General features: G+C 46.2%; 16 protein-coding genes. 7 read left to right on the top strand and 9 right to left on the bottom strand.

The annotated features are described in order from the left end of the window. Positions 1–132: 132 nt before the first annotated feature. The 7 genes from AC6R00_RS02745 to hrpB all read right to left on the bottom strand — a co-directional run bounded on the left by AC6R00_RS02745 (position 133) and on the right by hrpB (position 12697). Positions 133–1362, bottom strand: coding sequence for an ammonium transporter (locus AC6R00_RS02745; protein WP_500639247.1), 1230 nt, complete (start codon positions 1360–1362; stop codon positions 133–135). A gap of 26 nt (positions 1363–1388) precedes the next feature. Continuing rightward, positions 1389–1727, bottom strand: a complete 339-nt coding sequence (gene glnK / locus AC6R00_RS02740; protein ID WP_004742633.1) for a P-II family nitrogen regulator — start codon at positions 1725–1727, stop codon at positions 1389–1391. 188 nt (positions 1728–1915) lie between these two features. Next, on the bottom strand, positions 1916–2287 hold the full coding sequence (locus AC6R00_RS02735; protein WP_500639246.1) for a YacL family protein: 372 nt from the start codon (positions 2285–2287) through the stop codon (positions 1916–1918). A 333-nt stretch (positions 2288–2620) separates the two neighbouring features. Continuing rightward, positions 2621–5209 carry a bifunctional aconitate hydratase 2/2-methylisocitrate dehydratase gene (gene acnB / locus AC6R00_RS02730; RefSeq protein WP_500639245.1) on the bottom strand — a complete coding sequence of 863 codons (2589 nt, stop codon included), beginning with the start codon at positions 5207–5209 and terminating at the stop codon, positions 2621–2623. 298 nt (positions 5210–5507) lie between these two features. Further along, positions 5508–7796 (bottom strand): patatin-like phospholipase family protein, encoded by a 2289-nt coding sequence (locus AC6R00_RS02725; protein ID WP_500639244.1) that lies wholly within the window; start codon positions 7794–7796, stop codon positions 5508–5510. Positions 7797–7883: 87 nt separating this feature from the next. Next, positions 7884–10247, bottom strand: a complete 2364-nt coding sequence (gene mrcB, locus AC6R00_RS02720; RefSeq protein ID WP_500639243.1) for a penicillin-binding protein 1B — start codon at positions 10245–10247, stop codon at positions 7884–7886. Further along, on the bottom strand, positions 10244–12697 hold the full coding sequence (gene hrpB, locus AC6R00_RS02715; RefSeq protein ID WP_500639242.1) for an ATP-dependent helicase HrpB: 2454 nt from the start codon (positions 12695–12697) through the stop codon (positions 10244–10246). The genes mrcB and hrpB overlap by 4 nt, the downstream gene beginning before the upstream one ends. 55 nt (positions 12698–12752) lie before the next feature. Here hrpB and sfsA point away from each other — a divergent pair, with 55 nt between their 5' ends. The 7 genes from sfsA to panC all read left to right on the top strand — a co-directional run bounded on the left by sfsA (position 12753) and on the right by panC (position 18675). After that, positions 12753–13466, top strand: coding sequence for a DNA/RNA nuclease SfsA (gene sfsA, locus AC6R00_RS02710; RefSeq protein ID WP_272786292.1), 714 nt, complete (start codon positions 12753–12755; stop codon positions 13464–13466). A 139-nt stretch (positions 13467–13605) separates the two neighbouring features. Continuing rightward, complete coding sequence (gene dksA, locus AC6R00_RS02705; protein ID WP_171324669.1) at positions 13606–14052, top strand: RNA polymerase-binding protein DksA; 447 nt, start codon at positions 13606–13608, stop codon at positions 14050–14052. A gap of 70 nt (positions 14053–14122) precedes the next feature. Then, positions 14123–15013, top strand: a complete 891-nt coding sequence (gene gluQRS / locus AC6R00_RS02700; RefSeq protein ID WP_500639241.1) for a tRNA glutamyl-Q(34) synthetase GluQRS — start codon at positions 14123–14125, stop codon at positions 15011–15013. A gap of 81 nt (positions 15014–15094) precedes the next feature. Further along, positions 15095–16462, top strand: coding sequence for a polynucleotide adenylyltransferase PcnB (gene pcnB, locus AC6R00_RS02695; protein WP_500639240.1), 1368 nt, complete (start codon positions 15095–15097; stop codon positions 16460–16462). Beyond that, on the top strand, positions 16459–16944 hold the full coding sequence (folK, locus tag AC6R00_RS02690; RefSeq protein ID WP_500639239.1) for a 2-amino-4-hydroxy-6-hydroxymethyldihydropteridine diphosphokinase: 486 nt from the start codon (positions 16459–16461) through the stop codon (positions 16942–16944). The genes pcnB and folK overlap by 4 nt, the downstream gene beginning before the upstream one ends. Positions 16945–16966: 22 nt before the next feature. Continuing rightward, a complete protein-coding gene (gene panB / locus AC6R00_RS02685) occupies positions 16967–17761 on the top strand; it encodes a 3-methyl-2-oxobutanoate hydroxymethyltransferase (protein ID WP_069667577.1) in 795 nt (264 codons plus the stop codon). Positions 17762–17772: 11 nt separating this feature from the next. Continuing rightward, positions 17773–18675 (top strand): pantoate--beta-alanine ligase, encoded by a 903-nt coding sequence (gene panC, locus AC6R00_RS02680; RefSeq protein WP_500639238.1) that lies wholly within the window; start codon positions 17773–17775, stop codon positions 18673–18675. 306 nt (positions 18676–18981) lie between these two features. On the opposite strand, the gene AC6R00_RS02675 is transcribed toward panC, so the two are convergent. Next, positions 18982–19752, bottom strand: a complete 771-nt coding sequence (locus AC6R00_RS02675; RefSeq protein ID WP_004742619.1) for an ABC transporter permease — start codon at positions 19750–19752, stop codon at positions 18982–18984. A 1-nt stretch (position 19753) separates the two neighbouring features. Continuing rightward, positions 19754–20671 carry an ABC transporter ATP-binding protein gene (locus tag AC6R00_RS02670; protein WP_500639305.1) on the bottom strand — a complete coding sequence of 306 codons (918 nt, stop codon included), beginning with the start codon at positions 20669–20671 and terminating at the stop codon, positions 19754–19756. Positions 20672–20807: the final 136 nt, after the last annotated feature.

The following is a 20807-nucleotide window of genomic DNA, read 5'->3' as shown; positions in this document are numbered from 1 at the left end:
AACGTTTATCAGTTGCGTTATTATATTCATCATAGTTTAGAAAACAATGACACGAAACAAAAAAACCTGCTCTAGAGAGCAGGTTTTTGATACTTTTATTTGTAACTATATGTAACGTCACATCTAGTGTAATTACTTCACTGTTACGAATTCTGGATATGCACCGACACCACAGTCATGCATGTCCATACCTTCCATCTCTTCGTCTTCTGAAACTCGGATACCAATTGTCGCTTTAAGCACAGCCCATACCACTAGACTTGCACCAAATACCCAAGCAAAGATTACCGCGGCGCCTAGAAGCTGTGCACCAAATGTTGCATCACCATTGCTTAGCGGCACAACCATCAGACCGAAGAAACCACATACACCGTGCACTGAGATAGCACCTACAGGATCATCAATCTTAAGCTTATCAAGGCCGATGATGCTAAACACCACTAGCGCACCAGATACTGCACCAATTGCTACTGCGTAAAGTGGTGAAGGTGATAGAGGATCCGCTGTGATAGCAACAAGACCTGCTAATGCACCGTTAAGAATCATAGTAAGGTCAGCCTTACCCCAAGTTGTTTTACAAACAAGTAGCGCTGCAATGGCACCCGCAGCAGCTGCTGCATTAGTGTTAAGGAAGATTTGACCTACTGCGGTTGCATTCTCAAAGTCAGATACCATTAGCTGAGAACCACCGTTGAAGCCGAACCAACCGAACCATAGGATAAAGGTACCAAGCGTTGCTAGAGGCATGTTTGAACCTGGAATTGGGTAGATTTCACCTTTCTTACCGTACTTGCCTTTACGCGCACCTAGAAGTAGAACACCAGCTAGAGCGGCGGCTGCACCTGCCATATGAACGATGCCTGAGCCTGCGAAGTCACTAAAGCCCGCTTCTGATAGGAAACCACCACCCCAAGTCCAGTAACCTTCCATTGGGTAGATAAATGCTGTTAACACTGCCGAGAAAATAAGGAAAGACCATAACTTCATACGTTCAGCAACAGCACCTGACACAACTGACATGGCTGTTGCGACAAACACTACCTGGAAGAAGAAGTCTGACTCTAGCGAGTGATCTGCACGTTCGCCTTGAGTACCGATGAGTGCACCAAATGAAGGTAGCCAACCGCCTTCACCGTTATCAACATACATAATGTTGTAACCAACGATGAGGTACATAGTACAAGCTATCGCGTATAAACAGATGTTTTTAGTTAGAATTTCAGTCGTGTTCTTTGAGCGAACCAAACCCGCTTCCAACATGGCAAAACCTGCTGCCATCCACATTACCAACGCACCCGAAATGAGGAAGAAAAAGGTGTCTAGTGCGTAACGTAACTCTGTTACTGTAGTTGTTAATTCCATCTTATTGTCTCCAGTCCTTTGAATTCTTAAAGCGCTTCAGCGTCCATTTCACCGGTACGAATACGCACCGCTTGGCTGAGGTCATAAACGAAAATTTTTCCGTCTCCGATTTTTCCCGTGTGCGCTGCTTTTGACACCGCCTCAATCACTCGGTCAACGTTTTCTGCCTGAGTCGCTATTTCAAGTTTCACCTTAGGTAGAAAGTCGACTTGGTATTCTGCACCACGGTATAGCTCAGTGTGACCTTTCTGACGGCCAAAACCCTTAACCTCTGATACTGTCATCCCTTCAATACCAACATCGGCTAGGGCCTCACGAACATCGTCTAATTTGAACGGTTTAATAATCGCATTTATAAGTTTCATCGCATCCTCTCTGAAGCTGTCATCCTTTTGTTTATTAGTAATCCAAGGTGCGTGCCAACTTGTTAAGCTATTGATTTAAATAAAAACAAGCATTAAACATTGCTCCATAAACAAAAAGGACGCACCAATTTGGTGCGCCCTATTCACAAATTTAAAGCAAGCCTAAGATGACTCACCACAAAAGTGCATTACTTGGTCGTAAGGAAGGTCTTCCATTGTTCAATAAGATCTTCAAAGTCTTCCAGTCCGCAGCTTGCTGTACTTTCACTGTCATAAAAATCAAACTCACTCTCTGCGTCCATCTCTTGACCATGAGCAAGCACATTCTCTTGAACCGTGACTTCATCACCTTGAATCATCAGGAAAATTTCAGTGCCTTCTAAGCTATGCTCTTGTTGAGGATTAGATCGTGCCTTGCGAATTAGATCATCAACGCGCTCAATTTTCTGCCAATCCTTGCCAATTTCTTCCTGCAGCCAGCGTGCAACAATTTCGTGCCCCATACTGGACTTCACATAGTATTCGCCCATTAAAGTGTTTCTAATAAACTCGAATTCCATAGGGCGCCTCTTGTGGTTCTGTCTAACTTAATGGGCGGGAGTATACAGGGTAGAGAGTCGGGAAGCGAGATGCTGGAGATGCTGGAGAGCTGGAGAGCTGGAGAGCTGGAGAGCTGGAGAGCTGGAGAGCTGGAGAGCTGGAGAGCTGGAGAGCTGGAGAGCTGATTTATTATCTCACTTTAGGAGCAACTCCTGTCAACACCCACCTCCAGTAGGACAAAGCCCGTTCCAGTTTTCCAGCAGCGAAGCGCTCTAGATATCCTAGGGGCGCTCCCACAAAAAAGCGCCCACCTTAAGGTGGGCGCTTTATCAGCTATTAATATTCCAAGCTATTTATGCAGGTTCTTGAAAGATAACCTCATCCGCCTTCTTGGTGTAATCTTCCATCTTATGGAAGCTCAAGTAGCGGTAGGTATCTGCTGCTGTTGCATCGATCTGCTTAGCGTACTCTAAATACTCTTCCTTAGTTGGAATCTTACCTAGAATTGCACCTACAGCTGCTAGCTCTGCAGAAGATAGGTATACGTTCGCACCTGTACCTAAACGGTTAGGGAAGTTACGTGTAGAAGTAGACATTACTGTCGCTTTATCTGCCACACGCGCTTGGTTACCCATACATAGCGAACAGCCCGGAGTTTCGATACGAACACCCGCACGGCCGTAAATGCCGTAGTAGCCTTCTTCAGTTAGCTGATCACGGTCCATCTTGGTTGGTGGCGCAACCCATAGTCGAGTATCTAACTGACCACCAAATTGCTCTAGCAGTTTACCTGCTGCACGGAAGTGACCAATGTTAGTCATACATGAACCGATAAACACTTCGTCGATGTTTGTGCCCTGAACTTCAGATAGAAGACGAGCATCATCTGGGTCATTTGGTGCACATAGAATCGGTTGATCGATGTCAGCCAAGTCAATTTCAATCACGTGTGCGTACTCTGCGTCCGCATCCGCTTCCATCAGCTCAGGGTTCGCTAGCCACTCTTCCATCGCTGTGATACGACGCTCAATAGTACGGCGGTCGCCGTAACCTTCCGAGATCATCCACTTAAGCATGGTGATGTTCGAGTTTAGGTACTCTTCGATAGACTCTTGAGACAGTTTCACGGTACAGCCCGCTGCTGAACGCTCTGCTGATGCATCTGAAAGCTCAAACGCCTGCTCAACAGTTAGATGCTCAACACCTTCAATTTCAAGTACGCGACCCGAGAATTCATTGATCTTACCCGCTTTCTCAACCGTCAATAGACCTTGCTGAATTGCGTAGTAAGGAATCGCATGAACTAAATCACGTAGCGTGATACCCGGCTGCATTTCACCTTTAAAGCGAACTAGGATTGATTCCGGCATATCAAGTGGCATAACACCAGTTGCTGCTGCAAATGCAACGAGACCAGAACCTGCTGGGAATGAAATACCTAATGGGAAACGAGTATGCGAGTCACCACCTGTACCTACTGTATCAGGAAGAAGCATACGGTTTAGCCATGAGTGGATAACGCCGTCACCAGGACGAAGAGAGACACCACCACGATTCATGATGAAATCAGGTAGCGTGTGGTGGGTGTTTACATCTACTGGTTTTGGATACGCAGATGTATGACAGAAAGACTGCATCACTAGATCAGCTGAGAAGCCAAGACACGCTAGGTCTTTTAGCTCATCACGCGTCATAGGGCCCGTTGTATCCTGAGAGCCTACTGTGGTCATCTTAGGTTCGCAGTATTGACCAGCGCGAACACCTTCAACGCCACATGCTTTACCAACCATCTTCTGAGCCAGTGTGTAACCCTTGTCTGATGCAGAAGGATCAATTGGCTTAGCAAACAGATCGGTTTCTTCTAGGCCAAGAGAAGTACGAGCACGACTTGTTAAGCCACGACCAATGATCAATGGAATACGGCCACCAGCGCGCACTTCATCAAGTAGTACCTTGCTCAATTCAAAGTTCGAGATCTCTGCGCCGCCTTTACGTACTACACCTTCATATGGGTAGATATCAATCACGTCACCCATGTTCATGTCTTGAACGTTTAGCTCAATTGGTAGCGCTCCTGAGTCTTCCATCGTGTTGTAGAAGATTGGCGCAATCTTGCCACCTAAACAGATACCACCAGTACGTTTGTTTGGTACAAATGGGATATCTTCACCCATGAACCAAAGTACAGAGTTAGTTGCTGACTTACGTGAAGAACCCGTACCAACAACGTCACCCACATACGCTAGTGGAATACCATCTTTTTGTAGCTCTTCGATTTGTTTGATAGGACCAACGCTTCCTGGCTCGTCTGGGTTGATACCATCACGTTCCATTTTCAGCATCGCTTTGGCGTGAACTGGAATATCAGGGCGAGACCAAGCATCTGGTGCTGGAGATAAGTCATCGGTGTTCGTCTCACCAGTAACTTTAAAGACTTTAACGGTGATTTTCTCAGCAACTTTCTCTTTCGAGGTAAACCACTCAGCGTCAGCCCATGACTGAAGAACTTGCTGCGCGTATGTATTACCTGCTTTCGCTTTCTCTTCTACATCATAGAAAGCATCAAACATCAGTAGAGTGTGTGAAAGTGCTTTAACGGCAATTGACGCGAGTGCGTCATCGTCTAGCAAATCAACCAATGGAGCGATGTTGTAACCACCCTGCATGGTACCAAGCAGTTCAGCTGCTTTTTCACGGCTGACTAGCGGCGAGTCCACTTCACCTTTCGTCACAGCCGTAAGGAAACCTGCTTTTACATAAGCAGCTTCATCAACACCTGGTGGGATACGATTCTCTAGTAGGTCAAGAATAAATGCTTCTTCACCTTGAGGTGGGGTTTTAAGAAGTTCAACTAGGCCGGCAACTTGCTCAGCATCTAGTGGTTTAGGAACAACTCCTTCAGCAGCACGCTCTTCGACGTGTTTACGGTAGGCTTCAAGCACGACTTTTTCCTCTCATTGCGGTTCCTCCCTCTTATGCTATTTATTCAAAGAATAAGGGAGTGAACATCCTTGGAAACTTGGCTCTCCATGCCATATTTATCATTCAATGCTGACTGAGAAACAGTGCCAGAGAGGCCAAACTGTGGGCGGTAGAATAGCAAATTTAACGTTAAATTAAAATCTCATCATTTTGACCAACATAGCAACTTAAGACTAAAGTTCTATGATTTTTCATGTCAATTCAGCCCATATCCTACTCATTGAGAATAGGATATGGTGATATTAAATGAGAAAGTGGTTACTTAAATGTAGTGCCAATAATTAGGTAAACAGAATCAAAATTCTGTTCAGTGCGACCGTAACCAAACATTATTGGCCCAATCGGAGAGTCAACGCCAGCAAACACAGAGCCTGCAGCGTATAAAGGCGCATCATCAATATCTAGTTCGGGATCATTCCAAACACCGCCATATTCCATTGAAGCACCGATATAGAATGGTGAAGTGAACAAGCCAAAGTCATTATCAAACCAACGATAGCGATAAACAAGGCTGCCAAATAGTTTGTTCTGTCCAATCAAGCTGTTACGTGGAATTCCCGACAAATTTAAGAAACCACCAATTTCTTTAGGATCAATTGGGATAGATGAGTTTTTGTTGTTTACGAACCCTACATCAATATTTGCGACCAAAGTATGGCGAGAAAAAGTCTGCGCCGCGATCATCTTAGCGCCAAACTCGTAAGCCGTATCTTCATCTTCCGTTGCTTCAGTGAGTGGGCTTCCACCTGTACTTTCGTCATGGGAGATCAAATAATCTAGATTTAGATAAAAGCCTTTACGCGGCAGGCTGTAATTATCGAGAGTGTCGATTCGGTAGTTAGTAAACACTCCTAAACGTTTGTAAGACAAGTCTAGATAAGAAGGGAGTGTAGACAGTTCACCTTCGCCATCTACATACCTCGCACCAATTTTAAAGCGTCGCCATAAGGTATCTTGATAGCCTAAAGCCCATTCAGCGACCCATTCACTGAAAGAGAGTGGGAAGTAGTTTTTCGTAGCAGATAAGGTGGTATCTTCAAATCCAGTGGCCGGCAGATTACGCTTCTCATCGCTATAAGTCACACCAAAAGTGGTAAAGGACTTTTGGCTCGAGAAAAAAGGCGTATAAAACAGAGCTTCAAAGCGTTTATCCGTACCTATCTCAAAATCTGTTCTTAGCTCTGCACCATAATCATTGAGATCGGTAAAGTTGCTCGATACACCTAGTGAGTACTGGCTGTCAGTCGAAAAATCATCTTCGAGGAAAAAGCGGAAATTAACGTAATTTGGCCCCCAGGACTTTTCATTCACATCGACAATCAGCGTATCTTGTCCATCCACTTCATCATAGCGGTATTTGATCAATTCAAATCGGTCTAACGCATATAAATCCTGAACACTCTTCTCAACTTGAGACAAACTATACTTGTTACCTTCTTCAAGATTCAGTCGCTTTGCAAGTAACTCATCTGCATAGTGCGAGTTGTTATTTATCACCACGTTTTGAATCGTGATTTCATCGCCGTAACGTAGGCCACGACGAACATCTTCTTTATGATCCACATAATCTTGATAGCCTGCTGATGAAAGGCTGAATTGCTTTAGCAAATCTTTGCTTTGCATTGTCACTTGGTAGCCTTTGTCAAAAGCATCTGGCATTTTGTGAAATTCAGTCGTTTCCATCCCCCCTACTTCTGGGCGTAAGTAGAGATCTTGCTCAGAGAGAAGTTCAGCCTGTTGGTTGGTCGTGTTCCGCACAAGATAGTTAGATAACTGATCGGCGACGGTGAACAGGGTGGTGAAGTCCTCTTCACTTTTGTACTCAGTACTTATATCGACAGCAATCACGATATCAGCACCGAGGTCTCGGGCAATATCCACTGGCATGTTGTTGGTTACCCCACCGTCAACCAAGAGACGACCGTTGAGATTGTATGGTGGCAAAGCCCCGGGTACCGACATGCTCGCCATCATTGCATCGACTAAGTAGCCATGGTCGATAACCACAGGTTCTAGCTCTAGAATATCCGTAGCGACAGAGCGATAAGGAATGGCAAGCTCATCGAAAGACTCAAAAGGGGGTAGATTGCCTGCGGTTTCGCGCAAAAGCTTGAGCATTCCCTGACCTTGAACTAGGCCGCGTTTTCCGCGAATTTCTCCCCAGCGAAGCCCCAAGTCGGTAGTGAGTTGATATCTGTCTTCGTATTCTTTGTCTTGAACTTTACGCTGGCTGCGATCAACTCGATCGCGGTAACCGCTATTCCAATCAACGGTGTAGATAAAAGACTCTATTTCATCGGCACTCATACCCGTGGCGTATAAGCCCCCCACATAAGAGCCCATACTTGTACCAGTAATGATGTCGACCGGAACTCTTAGCTCTTCTAGTGCTTTTAACACGCCAATATGCGCGGCACCTTTTGCACCACCACCCGCGAGTACAAGTGCGACTTTAGGTCTTGTTTCTTGCTGCGCTTCAGTCTGAGCCACGGCACTAAATGCCACACTTCCAATAACACATGCTAGGAAGCCAATGAGTGTTCTCACGATTCGAGTTCCTTTCTAGAGCTTTATGTTGTGTTTATACTGGCAGACTCGATCGTCGTAAAGTATTAATATTCCACACAATGATTACTACCAACTAAATAGTTCTTTGATCCACTGTTTTGGTTGACTCTCGCACTGTTCTTTCAGGCTTCCACCAACATCCCAAACAGGCAATTTAAACTGATTGGAACAATCAAGATCTAAACTACCCTGCGCAGTTTTTGCAAAACCTAATGTACTGACACCTTGTGGCCAAGGCAGGGTTAATTTCTCTGGGATTCGGTGTTTTAGGTACTCAGCATAGACCCTCAGTGCACCACTAGAGCCTGTCAGCTTAGTCGGTTTATTGTCATCTCGACCTAACCATATGGTTGTCACCTCACGCCCATCAACACCGACAAACCAGCTATCACGAGTATCGTTACTGGTGCCCGTTTTACCTGCCAATGCCGCCCAGCCAAATTGGCTATTAAGGTAGCGACCAGTCCCTTCAAGTACCCCACGCTTCATCGCATAAGTGGTTAGCCATGCCGCCTGTTGGTCAACGGTCTGTGACACTCTTGGTAGTGACTGATACAAGACATTGCCGTCTAAGTCGATCACTGAGCGTAGCGCGGACAACCTTGCTTGCTTACCCGAATTGGTCAGAGTTTGGTACATCTGTGCCACTTGGAAGGGGGTCAATGTGAATGAGCCAAGGAACATCGACGGTACAGGGCGAATCTCATTTTTATCGACGCCAAGTTTTTCTAGGGTTTTCACCACACTTGGAATGCCTAGTCGCATGCCCAGTTCAACGGTCGGTACGTTCAGTGATTTCGCTAAAGCAATATACAAAGGCACATCACCTCGAAATTTACGATCATAGTTACGTGGCGACCAAACGTTGCCTTTGCTGCCCTTTAGACTTATTGGTTTATCGTGCAAGGTGGTGGCGAGGTGGTATTTATTCGGCTGCTCAAGCGCTGTTAAATAAACCGCCGGCTTAGCCAGAGAACCGATTTGGCGGCTCGCATTCAGCGCGCGGTTAAAACCGTCATAGCCAGTGCGTTTACCGCCAACCATAGCGCGAATTTCTCCGCTATGACGATCAACGGCAACAGCGGCACCTTCTAAAGACTTACCCGCGACGCTAGCAAGTTGCGGAATTTTCGTGGCAATCGCCTGCTCTAGTTCATGCTGAGAGACTGGGTCTAGTGAGGTAAATACTTTCAAACCGACGTCGGACTGGAAAGCTTCACCTACTTTATCCCTCAGCTCTATTTTCAACTGTTGGAAATACGCAGGCTGACGACTGGCTATCTGTGGATTATCTTGAATGTCCAACGGTCGACTGGCAGCCATATCATATTCACGCGCAGTGAGAATATCGTGTTGCATCATCAAACGAAGCACTAAATCGCGACGTTTTTTCGCCCGCTCAGGGAAGCGAACAGGGTTGTAATAAGACGGTCCTTTCACCATACCAACTAGCAAAGCCAACTGATCGATGCGTAGCTCTTGAATAGGTTGACCGAAATAAAGCCGAGCCGCTAAGCCAAAACCATGAATCGCTTGTCCGCGGCTTTGTCCTAGATACACTTCATTAAGATACGCCTCTAAGATTCGATCTTTGCTGTACCGATGGTCGAGAATTAACGCAATATACGCTTCTCGGATTTTTCGCCACAAGGTGCGATCACTCGATAGGAAGATATTCTTCGCCAATTGCTGTGTGAGAGTACTTCCCCCTTGAACTGTTCTTCCAGCCTTAACATTCGCGACCAGAGCCCGAGCTATCGCTAATGGTGACACGCCATCATGCTGATAGAAATCACGGTCCTCAGTAGTCAGCAAGGCATCGATCATCACCTCGGGAAATTGCTCGCGCTTAACAAACAGCCTTTGCTCATCGTGGTTTTTCTCTAACATTCCTAGCATTTTAGGCTCAATGCGCAAATAACCTAGATCGCCTTTCTTCTCTAACGATTGAATTCGCTCAAGATTGTTTTTCGAAAAGTGGAGCATCACGCGGCGATCTGGCTCAGGGCCGTCGCTAAACTCAAATGGACGGCGTATAAGCTCAATCTTAGTTGACGACGAGGAATACTCACCGGGATAACGAGGTTGGCGCACCTTACGATAGTTAAGCACATCCAGCTCATTGCGTACTTCTTGGATGGTAATTGAGTCGCCTGGAGCTAAGTTAAGAATACGTGCGTAGACCACTGTCGGTAGGTCGAAAAGCTGTCCTTCAAAGCGCTGTTTCACCAAAGTATCAAGATAGATGCCGACCACTAGCAACACAGCGATACCGGCTAAAGCAAGCTTCCAAGTCAAGCTCCAAATAGCCTTTAACCAAGAACGTTTCTGTTTCTTGTTTGGGCTCCGTTTAGGGGATTTGGTCGCGCGTTTGCGCACAGGCTTATTGGTTGTCTTTTTAGTGCCTGCCGACGTTGATTTCTTGGTCATGAGTTTAGCTGTCTTTTGGTTTTCGTTGTCGCCACATGGTTAGCTGGATCATCCGGCCAAACGTGCTTAGGGTAGCGCCCTTTCATCTCTTTCTGCACTTCTTTGTATGCGCCACTCCAAAAACTCGCCAGATCTCGAGTCACTTGGAGTGGTCTTTGCGCAGGAGAAAGTAGCTCTAACACCAAACGCTTCCTACCTTGAGCAATTTCAGGTGAAGCCTGTTCACCAAACACTTCCTGCATCCGGACCGACAAGACTGGCTCCTGCCCTTGCTGATAGCGAATTTTCTTCTTGCTTCCCGTTGGCACTTGGTAATGTGTTGGCAGCCACTTGTCTATCTCTTGATTTAACGGCCAGCCTAAATAAGCCAATAACGCCGCGCTCAAATCCACCTTTGCCAACGCTTTTACCGAACCGATACCGTTTAGGTATGGCTCTAACCAATCAGACAAATGGTGCAATAGCCCCGTCTCATCTAACTGGGGCCACTCTTGTTCCGGTAACCACTCCTGCCCACAGCGCATACGTTCTAGAAGATCGATACTTTGCGGTGTCCAATTTAATACTGAAAGCCCTTTACGTTGAACGAAATTAAGTAAAGCTTGCGTCATTTTTTCACGTGGAGGTTCCGGAAGCACTTTTCTCTCAATGATTAAGCGGCCAAGTTTTGTCTGACATTCAGCAATCAGACGACCTTTTTGTTCATCCCAATCAACCAACTCTATCGATGTAAACAGCTCTGGAGAACGCTTCTGCAACGCCGCGAGATCAAGTTCCAAGGCAGAAAATATTTGTGAGGATTCCGATTGACCGCGCATCAAGTCAATCACGATAATATAATCGCAAGCAGCGAGTCTTTGGCTGTCTTCTATCTGCGCCCCATGTCCATTGGCGAGTAAGAAACATCCTAACTGATTGCTACGAGCCTGAGCAATTCGATCAGGGAAAGCCAGCGCCAGCAAACAGGCAACTGATGACTCGTCGATGCTAGTTAGTAAGAAATCGCTACCGATGCGCTTGGCAATGGTTCGCGCGCGTTCAATCACCAGTTTTTGCTTGCTGTGTTTACCCAGCTTTAAACGGTGCACGCTGTGTATAAAGTCCAATGTGTTGCGTTCAGGCTCCTCCAATAGGGCGATAATTGCCGCAGCGGTCTCGCTTGAGTCTTTCGCTTTGGCAAGCATAGCGCAAGCTCTTGGCTCTAAGCCCAGCTTCGCGGCCAGTTTACCGGCCTCTGTTAGCTGCCCTTTGCTGTCCAGTAGCCCAAGCTGCACAAGCAAGGCTCTGGCTTGGTATATCGCACTTTCAGGCGGTATATCTAGCCAACTTAAATCAGCAGGCGTTTGTGCTCCCCACTGAGCAAGCTCCAATACCAGATTCGACAAATCTGAATGCAGTATTTCCGGTGAAGGCACATAAGGCTGTTGATTGAGCTGCCCTTCAGAATACAACCGCACACAAATACCAGGCTCCAAACGCCCTGCACGGCCCGCTCTTTGCTCAGCAGATGATTGAGCAATCCGAGTTTGCTCTAAACGAGTGACACCACTTTTCAGATCAAACTTCGCTACGCGCTCATAGCCTGAGTCAACAACTAGCCTAATCCCTTCTATGGTTAGCGAGGTTTCTGCAATATTGGTGGCCAATACAACTTTTCTCTCGCCATTTTTAGCCGGTTGGATTGCGGCTTGCTGCTGAGCAAAGTCTAGCTGCCCATAGAGAGGACAAATCTGAACACCACTCGCTAGGTGCTGCAATCGCTCTTCAACACGTTTGATTGCCGCCACTCCCGGTAGAAAAGCCAATAAAGAACCGGATTCGTTTTCTATCAGCGAGGTAATCTGCTTCGCCATCTGCTCTTCTAAGCGTTCATTTGGCTTAGCTGGGACATATCTGTGCTCAACTGGAAAGCTTCTACCTTGAGATTCAACGTATTCAGCATCAGGCAACAAACGAGATAGAGCGAGTTGATCTAATGTCGCTGACATCACCACTAATTTAAGATCATCGCGCAGCGCTTCTTGGATCTCCAAACAAAACGCGAGCGCAGTATCAGCATGAATACTGCGTTCGTGAAACTCATCAAAGATCACCAGATCGACGCCGGTCAATTCCGGATCGGATTGAATCATGCGAGTCAGAATACCTTCGGTCACCACTTCCAACTGGGTCTGCTGACTGGTTTTGTTTTCTCCACGAACACGATAACCCACTCGCTGCCCAACCTTCTCTCCAAGTTGCTCGGCAAGGTAACGGGCAATGTTACGCGCGGCGAGTCGCCTCGGCTCTAGCATAATAATCTTGCCTTTAACCACATTGTGCTTAATCAGTTGCAGCGGAAAATGGGTTGATTTACCCGCGCCTGGGGCTGCTTTAAGAATGAGCTGTGAATTGTTGCGTACACCAGAGATGAGCTCTGGCATCACGCCCTGAATAGGCAATTGTGACAAAGGAGAAACCTTGTGGTGTAATGTTGGCAACTATTGTACATAAAAACAGTGCTAAATGAAGTTTGAACCATCATTAGAATCGGCCACATTAATCAAACGCTATAAGCGCTTTCTCGCCGACATTACTTTACCGGATGGCAGTGAGCGCACTATCCACTGTGCCAATACAGGTGCAATGACAGGCTGCGCTACGCCAGGAAATAAAGTTTGGTACTCAACGTCGGATAACCCTAAGCGTAAGTACCCGAATAGCTGGGAATTATCGGAGACCAGTCAAGGTCATCGCATCTGCATAAATACCGCACGCGCGAACCAGCTAGCTGTGGAAGCGATAGAAACAGGTGTGATTAGTGAGCTGCAAGGTTATGACCAACTTCAAACTGAAGTGAAGTATGGCAATGAAAATAGCCGGATTGATATCTTGCTCAAATCAGAAAATCAACCAAAATGCTATATAGAGGTTAAAAGCGTCACCTTATTGGATGAGGATTTACAAGGCCAAGGGTATTTCCCAGATGCAGTCACTACTCGTGGACAAAAGCACCTGAGAGAGCTCACAGAAATGGTGCATTCTGGAAGCAGAGCAGTACTTTTATTCACTGTTTTACATTCAGGGATTGAAAAAGTCGCTCCAGCACTCCATATAGACGCCAAATATTCACAATTACTGAAATACGCTCAAGAACAAGGGGTGGAAGTACTGTGCTACAAGGCAGAGCTTTCAAGCGATGAGATTAAACTGGTCAAGTCACTCGAATTTAGCCATTAACGGCAAAAAATGATGTGACCTTCACATTGACAGTAAGTTTAACCTCAAGTATTTGCCTCCAAAGATTCTTTTTGCTATAGATACCCGCCTTAAAAATAACTGCGAGCGCAGTTGACTAGGTGTTAGTAGGAGATGCTGCATGCCAGACTCAAAGAAAAAAGCGCTAGGCATCCTAGCCATTGCAGGGGTTGAGCCATACCAAGAAAAAGCAGGTGAAGAATACATGTCACCTGAGCAGTTGGCTCATTTTACAAAAATTCTATCAGCTTGGCGCAACCAGCTCAGGGAAGAAGTTGATCGCACTGTACACCACATGCAGGACGAGGCAGCAAATTTCCCAGATCCAGTTGACCGTGCTTCTCAAGAAGAAGAATTCAGCTTAGAGCTGCGCAACCGTGACCGTGAGCGTCGTCTGATTAAGAAAATCGAAAAGACGCTTAACAAGATTGAAGAAGACGACTTTGGCTTTTGTGAATCTTGTGGCATCGAGATTGGTATTCGCCGTCTAGAAGCTCGTCCAACCGCAGACCTTTGTATTGACTGTAAGACTCTTGCAGAAATCAAAGAGAAGCAAATGCAGGGTTAATCACTCTTGCAATGACTATTGAAGGGAGCTTTGGCTCCCTTTTTGGTTTGTATCACGGCATAAAAATAGTATGAGTTATATTGGTCGCTTCGCTCCATCTCCATCCGGCCCACTGCATTTTGGCTCCTTGATTGCCGCTTTAGGCAGTTATTTCCAAGCGAAAGCAAATCATGGTCAATGGTTGGTCAGAATTGAAGACTTAGATCCACCACGCGAAATGCCCGGTGCAGCTTGTTTAATTTTACAAACCTTAGAAGCATACCGTCTGTTTTGGGATGGTGAGGTGGTGTACCAGAGTCAACGACACGACTTATATCAAGCGCAAATTGAACGTTGGTTAGCAAGCGGACAAGCGTATTACTGCCAGTGCACACGTAAGCAAATAAAAGCGCTTGGTGGTTTCTACTCGGGCACTTGTCGTGACCTTGGCCTCACCAATCATCAGCAGTGCGCAATTCGATTACGCATGACGAAACCGGTGTACGAGTTTGAAGATAAACGTCATGGCACTTTGCACATCCCAAACGCATTGGCAGATGAAGATTTTATTATAAAGCGCCGCGATGGGTTATTTGCCTATAACCTTGCAGTAGTATTGGATGATATCGAGCAGGGAATTACTGAAGTAGTGCGCGGGGCAGATTTGATTGAGCCGACTGGCAGACAAATCAGTCTTTATCAAATGCTAAATAAAGCCCCTGTAGGCTATTTACATCTTCCGTTAGCACTTGATACAAATGGTCAGAAGTTATCCAAACAGAACCATGCGAAAGCGATTGATAACGAAAACCCGAAACCTGCATTGCTTGATGCGATGACATTCTTAGGGTTTGATATTAAGGAAGAAATTCGACATTCGAGCATAGATGAAATCATAGAGTGGGGGGTACAAAATTGGCACCTAACTCAACTGCCTTCATCGACTGAGATCACACCATTATTCTCAAACCGCTCGCTGTAGGCTATTATTAGCCGCAAATTCGCCCCTAGCGGGCCTAAGAAACTAAACTCAAGCAAAATTGGATTAACCAATTATTGCCAAATGCACATGAATAAAAACGACTATACACCCAGCGAATCTCGAGCAATTACAGAACTCGATTTAAATATTATTACTCGCCAAGAGCATAACATCTCGCGCAAAAAAATCAGTGATAATGCATTGAAGGTGCTATACCGTCTTCATGGTGCAGGCTTCGACGCATATCTTGTTGGCGGTGGTGTTCGAGACTTATTGCTTGGTCAAGCACCTAAAGACTTTGACATTGCAACCAATGCTACCCCAGAGCAGATCAGGCAGCTATTTAAAAACTGCCGTTTGATTGGTCGTCGATTCCGCCTCGCCCACATTATGTTTGGCCGCGACATCATTGAAGTGGCAACATTCCGTGGTCACCACCAAGAACCAAGCAAGAATGTCTCTCAGCAGTCAAAAGAAGGCATGCTGTTACGTGATAATGTTTACGGCACCATTGATGAAGACGCAGAACGTCGTGACTTTACTGTCAACGCGATGTATTACAGCATCGGAGACTACTCCATTCACGACTACGCCGGTGGCATTGAAGATCTAGAAGACAAACTGATTCGCTTACTCGGTGACCCTGAAACGCGCTATCGCGAAGACCCAGTGCGTATGCTGCGTGCGATTCGCTTTGCGGTTAAACTCGACTTCGATATTGAAGAAGATACCGCAGAGCCGATTGAAGAGCTTTCAACCTTACTTCAAGACATTCCACCAGCACGTCTTTATGAGGAATCATTAAAGATGCTGCAATCAGGTCATGGTCTAGAAACTTACCACCTGATGCGTGAATACAACTTGTTCCAACAGTTGTTCCCAACGATTTCAGAGTTCTTTACTGAAGATTACTCTTCGCAAACCGAGCAGATGCTTGATTTGGTATTAGATTCTACCGATCAGCGCATCGAAGAAGGTAAACGCATTAACCCTGCATTTATGTTCGCTGCTATGCTGTGGTACCCACTGCAAGAGAAAGCTAACCAGTTGATGGAGAAGCGTAAGCTCTCTTTCTATGACGCGATCATGGAAGCCAGTAACTACGTACTTGATGATCAGGTACGCACCATCGCCATTCCACGCCGCCATACGGCAACGATTCGCGAAATCTGGCAATTGCAGCTTCGTATGCCCCGTCGCAACGGTAAACGCGCTTTCCGCCTAATGGAACTCAACAAATTCCGTGCTGGCTTCGATTTCCTTGAGATGCGCGGTGAGGTTGAACAAGGTGATACCGAGCTATTAGCCAAATGGTGGGAAACCTTCCAAAATGCAGGTCGCAATATGCGTCAAGCAATGGTTGCCGACTTAGATTCTTCAGCCGAAGGCCTACCAAAGCAGCGTCGCCGCAAGAACTACCGTAAGAAAAAGCCTAAGGCATCGTCATGATCACGGTCTTTATCGCTGTAGGCAGCAATCTTAGCGATCCTGTCTCTCAAGCCAATGCGGCTATTGATGCATTAAAACAACTTCCTAAGTCAGAGTTCGTGCGTAGCTCATCTTTGTACAGCAGTACACCGATGGGCCCTCAAGATCAACCTGACTACATCAATGCCGTGGTTGAACTAAAAACAGAATTAACGCCACTTGAACTGCTTGATAGCACTCAAGCTATTGAACAAGAGCAAGGGCGCGTCCGTAAAGAAGAGCGTTGGGGTCCAAGAACCTTAGATCTCGATATTCTACTTTATGGCAATGAGGTGATGGATTCCGAGCGCCTAGTCGTTCCTCACTACGGAATGAAAGAGCGAGAGTTCGTACTCTACCCGCTCGCAGAAATCGCACCAAATTTAACCCTCCCATGTGGGACCAGACTGGAAGACTTACTCAAAGTCGTTGAGCAAAACGGTCTGCGTATTTGGCAATCATAGCCAACTCCTGTAAGGAAAAATCATGAAAAAAATTTCTATCAACGACCTAATGAAATGGAAGCAAGAAGGTCGTAAATTTGCAACTTCTACCGCTTACGATGCGAGCTTCGCTCAGCTATTCGAAAGCCAAGAGATGCCAGTACTGCTAGTAGGCGACTCGCTAGGTATGGTGCTTCAAGGTGAAACTTCAACGTTACCAGTGACGGTTGAAGAACTTGCTTACCATACTCGCTGTGTTCGTGCTGGTAGCCCTAACTGTTTATTGATGGCTGATATGCCATTTATGAGCTATGCCACACCAGAGCAAGCATGTGAAAATGCCGCAACTCTGATGCGTGCTGGTGCAAACATGGTAAAAATTGAAGGTGGCGACTGGCTAGTCGACACTGTGAAAATGCTTACGGAGCGCGCTGTACCCGTGTGTGCCCATCTAGGGCTGACTCCACAATCAGTGAATATCTTTGGTGGTTTCAAGGTACAAGGTCGCGAGCAAGATAAAGCCGATCGCATGGTTCGTGATGCACTTGCTCTGCAAGAAGCAGGCGCACAAATCATTTTGCTTGAATGTGTTCCAAAAGAACTCGCCGCACGCATCACCGAAGTATGTGATGTACCAGTGATTGGTATTGGTGCCGGAAATGTCACTGACGGCCAGATCCTAGTTATGCACGATATGTTCGGTATTGCAGCGAACTACATGCCAAAATTCTCGAAAAACTTCCTTGCTGAAACTGGCGACATGCGTAAAGCTGTAGCTAAATACAAGGAAGACGTCGAAAGCGGAGCTTTCCCTGGCGACGCACATACCATCGCGTAAGGATTATAGTCATGCAAACTTTTGCTGAAATTGCCGCTCTTAGAGAGCAGATTAAGCAGTACAAGCGAGATGGACGCAAGGTGGCTTTTGTTCCAACCATGGGCAACCTACACGAAGGCCACTTAACCTTAGTTCGTAAAGCGCGTGAGCACGCCGACATTGTTGTGGTGAGCATCTTTGTTAACCCAATGCAGTTTGACCGTGCGGACGATCTCAATAACTACCCTCGCACCTTGGAAGATGATCTGGCCAAACTAGGCGGTGAAGGTGTTGAAATTGTCTTTACGCCGACGCCTGATATCATCTATCCAAACGGGGTAGAGAATCAAACCTCTGTGGAGGTTCCGGGTCTATCTAACATCCTTGAAGGTGCCTCTCGCCCAGGTCACTTCCGTGGTGTCGCCACTGTGGTGAGCAAGCTTTTCAATATTGTTCAGCCTGATGTCGCTTGCTTTGGTGAGAAAGACTTCCAACAGTTAGCGGTGATTCGCAAGATGACCGAAGACTTGGCCATGGATATCGAAATCATCGGTGTACCGACAGTGCGTGAAATGGATGGCTTAGCAATGAGCTCACGTAACGGCCTTCTAACCATTGATGAGCGTCAACGTGCTCCAGTCTTGGCTCGTACTATGCGTTGGATTAGCAGCGCTATGCGAGGCGGACGCGATGACTACGCATCTGTGATTGAAGATGCGAATGATCAGCTACGCGCAGCAGGCCTGCAGCCTGATGAGATCTTTATTCGCGATGCCCGCACCCTGCAAGCGATCACTGCCGATACCACTCAAGCGGTCATTTTAATGTCTGCTTTCTTAGGTAAAGCTCGTCTGATCGATAACCAAGTTGTCGAAATGGTGGTTGAATCAAAAGAAGAAGAAACCGCTGAAGCGCCATCAGAAAGCGCAGAATAGCGAGAAGCGAGAAGCGAGAAGCGAGAAGCGAGAAGCGAGAAGCGAGAAGCGAGAAGCGAGAAGCGAGAAGCGAGAAGCGAGAAAAGTTTGAAGGGTTGATATGAAAGTATCAACCCTTTTTGTTTTTATGGTCATCCTCAAGAGTAAGGAACGAACGAGTTGGGGATCTCATCAAGCTACCGACTCGCTGTAAGAGATTCCCTACTCCTTCCTTCGTCAGTCTAGGGAATGACAATTAATCCCGAAGGGCGAAGCCCGTTCTCGATTCTCGCGGGCGCAGCCCGATCTCTAGGACGCAGTCCGCTACTAACTACGCAACCCTATTCCGCGAGTCACTAGGTAATGGGCTACCGCATACAAAGCAACGACAAACACACCCAGCACGCTAAACGAAGTCACAATACCGACGTCAGATACCCCTAAAAAACCGTAGCGGAAAGCATTGACCATGTAGACGATCGGATTGATCTTAGACACACCTTGCCAGAACTCAGGCAACAAGCTAATTGAATAAAACACGCCACCCAAATACGTAAGTGGTGTCAGAACAAATGTCGGGATGATCGAAATATCATCAAAGGTCTTGGCATACACAGCATTGATCAAGCCACCGAGCGAGAACACGACCGAGGTCATAAATACCGTCGCAATAATAATGCCCCAATGATCAACCTGAAGATCAACAAAGAAAAGCGAAACGAAGGTAACGATGGTGCCAACAAGCAGGCCGCGCACTACGCCCCCCATAACAAAGCCAAGAATGATCACATAGTTTGGCACAGGTGCAACTAGCAACTCTTCAATGTTCTTCTGGAATTTGGCACTGAAGAATGACGACGCGACGTTGGAGTATGAGTTGGTGATCACTGACATCATAATCAAACCCGGCACAATATACTCCATATAACTAAAGCCGTTCATCTCACCGATACGCGAGCCGATAAGGCTACCGAAAATAATGAAATAAAGTGTCATCGTAATCGCAGGCGGAACTAAGGTCTGAACCCAAATACGAGTAAATCGATTGACCTCTTTTGTCAGCAGACTACAAAAAGCTGTCCAATATAGCTGATACATCCTACTGCTCTCCTTCTCTAACAATACTGACGAACAGTTCTTCTAAACGGTTTGCTTTGTTGCGCATAGACAAGACTTGAACACCTTGCTCGGTAAGTTGGGTAAAGATCGCATTTAAACCTTGCGTCTTTTCAATCTCAATCTCCAAAGATCCGTTAGCAAATGTCTGGCTATTTACCCCAGATAATTGTGGTTCTGAGCTACCTTCCGCTAAGTCGAGGATAAACGTCTCAACATGAAGTTTACCGAGCAGATCCTTCATCGTGGTGTTTTCAATCAGCTCACCTTTATTGATGATGCCGATGTTACGACACAGCATTTCCGCTTCTTCTAGGTAGTGGGTAGTTAAGATGATGGTGATACCTTGCTGTGAGTTAATCTCTTTCAAAAACTCCCACATTGAGCGACGCAATTCGATATCAACACCAGCGGTCGGCTCATCGAGAATAAGCAGTTGAGGTTCATGCATGAGCGCGCGAGCAATCATCAAACGGCGTTTCATACCACCAGAAAGGTTTCTTGCACGTTCACTACGTTTCTCCCAAAGATCAAGCTTAGTTAGATACTTTTGAGCTCTTTCTTTAGCGAGTTGTTTAGGAACGCCGTAGTAACCCGCTTGTTGCAGAACAATCTGTTCGACGGTTTCAAATTGGTTAAAGTTAAATTCTTGCGGCACTAAGCCAAGATTTTGCTTAGCTAGCTCTAAATCTTTGTCGATGTCATAGCCAAACACCTTAACCTGGCCTGAAGTCTTGTTCACTAGCGAAGAGATCACACCTATAGTGGTGGACTTACCGGCTCCGTTTGGCCCAAGCAAGGCGTAAAAATCCCCTTTGGCGACATTTAAACTAATGCCTTTAAGCGCTTCAAACCCACCAGCATAGGTTTTACGCAGCTGCTCAATTTCTAATGCATACATAATATTTACGGTTGCCATTGCTACATCTTATTTGTAAATCAGTTTATCGTTGAATAACGATGATTACAATTAAACCTTTCGAATATTTTAGAAATGAACTTTATCGAAATAAAAAACGCCACTAAAGTTTCATCTA

It is taken from the genome of Vibrio sp. R10-SF1-ISO8 (assembly GCF_059833805.1).
The sequence above is the reverse complement of the archived record's forward strand: the minus strand, read 5'-3'. Positions and strand labels throughout refer to the sequence as shown.

Bases quoted from the DNA above. Each gene is read 5' to 3' on its own strand.
- AC6R00_RS02745 (WP_500639247.1), bottom strand. From the start codon at position 1,362: ATGGAATTAACAACTACAGTAACAGAGTTACGTTACGCACTAGACACC.
- glnK (WP_004742633.1), bottom strand. From the start codon at position 1,727: ATGAAACTTATAAATGCGATTATTAAACCGTTCAAATTAGACGATGTT.
- AC6R00_RS02735 (WP_500639246.1), bottom strand. From the start codon at position 2,287: ATGGAATTCGAGTTTATTAGAAACACTTTAATGGGCGAATACTATGTG.
- mrcB (WP_500639243.1), bottom strand. From the start codon at position 10,247: ATGACCAAGAAATCAACGTCGGCAGGCACTAAAAAGACAACCAATAAG.
- sfsA (WP_272786292.1), top strand. From the start codon at position 12,753: ATGAAGTTTGAACCATCATTAGAATCGGCCACATTAATCAAACGCTAT.
- dksA (WP_171324669.1), top strand. From the start codon at position 13,606: ATGCCAGACTCAAAGAAAAAAGCGCTAGGCATCCTAGCCATTGCAGGG.
- gluQRS (WP_500639241.1), top strand. From the start codon at position 14,123: ATGAGTTATATTGGTCGCTTCGCTCCATCTCCATCCGGCCCACTGCAT.
- pcnB (WP_500639240.1), top strand. From the start codon at position 15,095: ATGCACATGAATAAAAACGACTATACACCCAGCGAATCTCGAGCAATT.
- folK (WP_500639239.1), top strand. From the start codon at position 16,459: ATGATCACGGTCTTTATCGCTGTAGGCAGCAATCTTAGCGATCCTGTC.
- panB (WP_069667577.1), top strand. From the start codon at position 16,967: ATGAAAAAAATTTCTATCAACGACCTAATGAAATGGAAGCAAGAAGGT.
- panC (WP_500639238.1), top strand. From the start codon at position 17,773: ATGCAAACTTTTGCTGAAATTGCCGCTCTTAGAGAGCAGATTAAGCAG.
- AC6R00_RS02675 (WP_004742619.1), bottom strand. From the start codon at position 19,752: ATGTATCAGCTATATTGGACAGCTTTTTGTAGTCTGCTGACAAAAGAG.
- AC6R00_RS02670 (WP_500639305.1), bottom strand. From the start codon at position 20,671: ATGTATGCATTAGAAATTGAGCAGCTGCGTAAAACCTATGCTGGTGGG.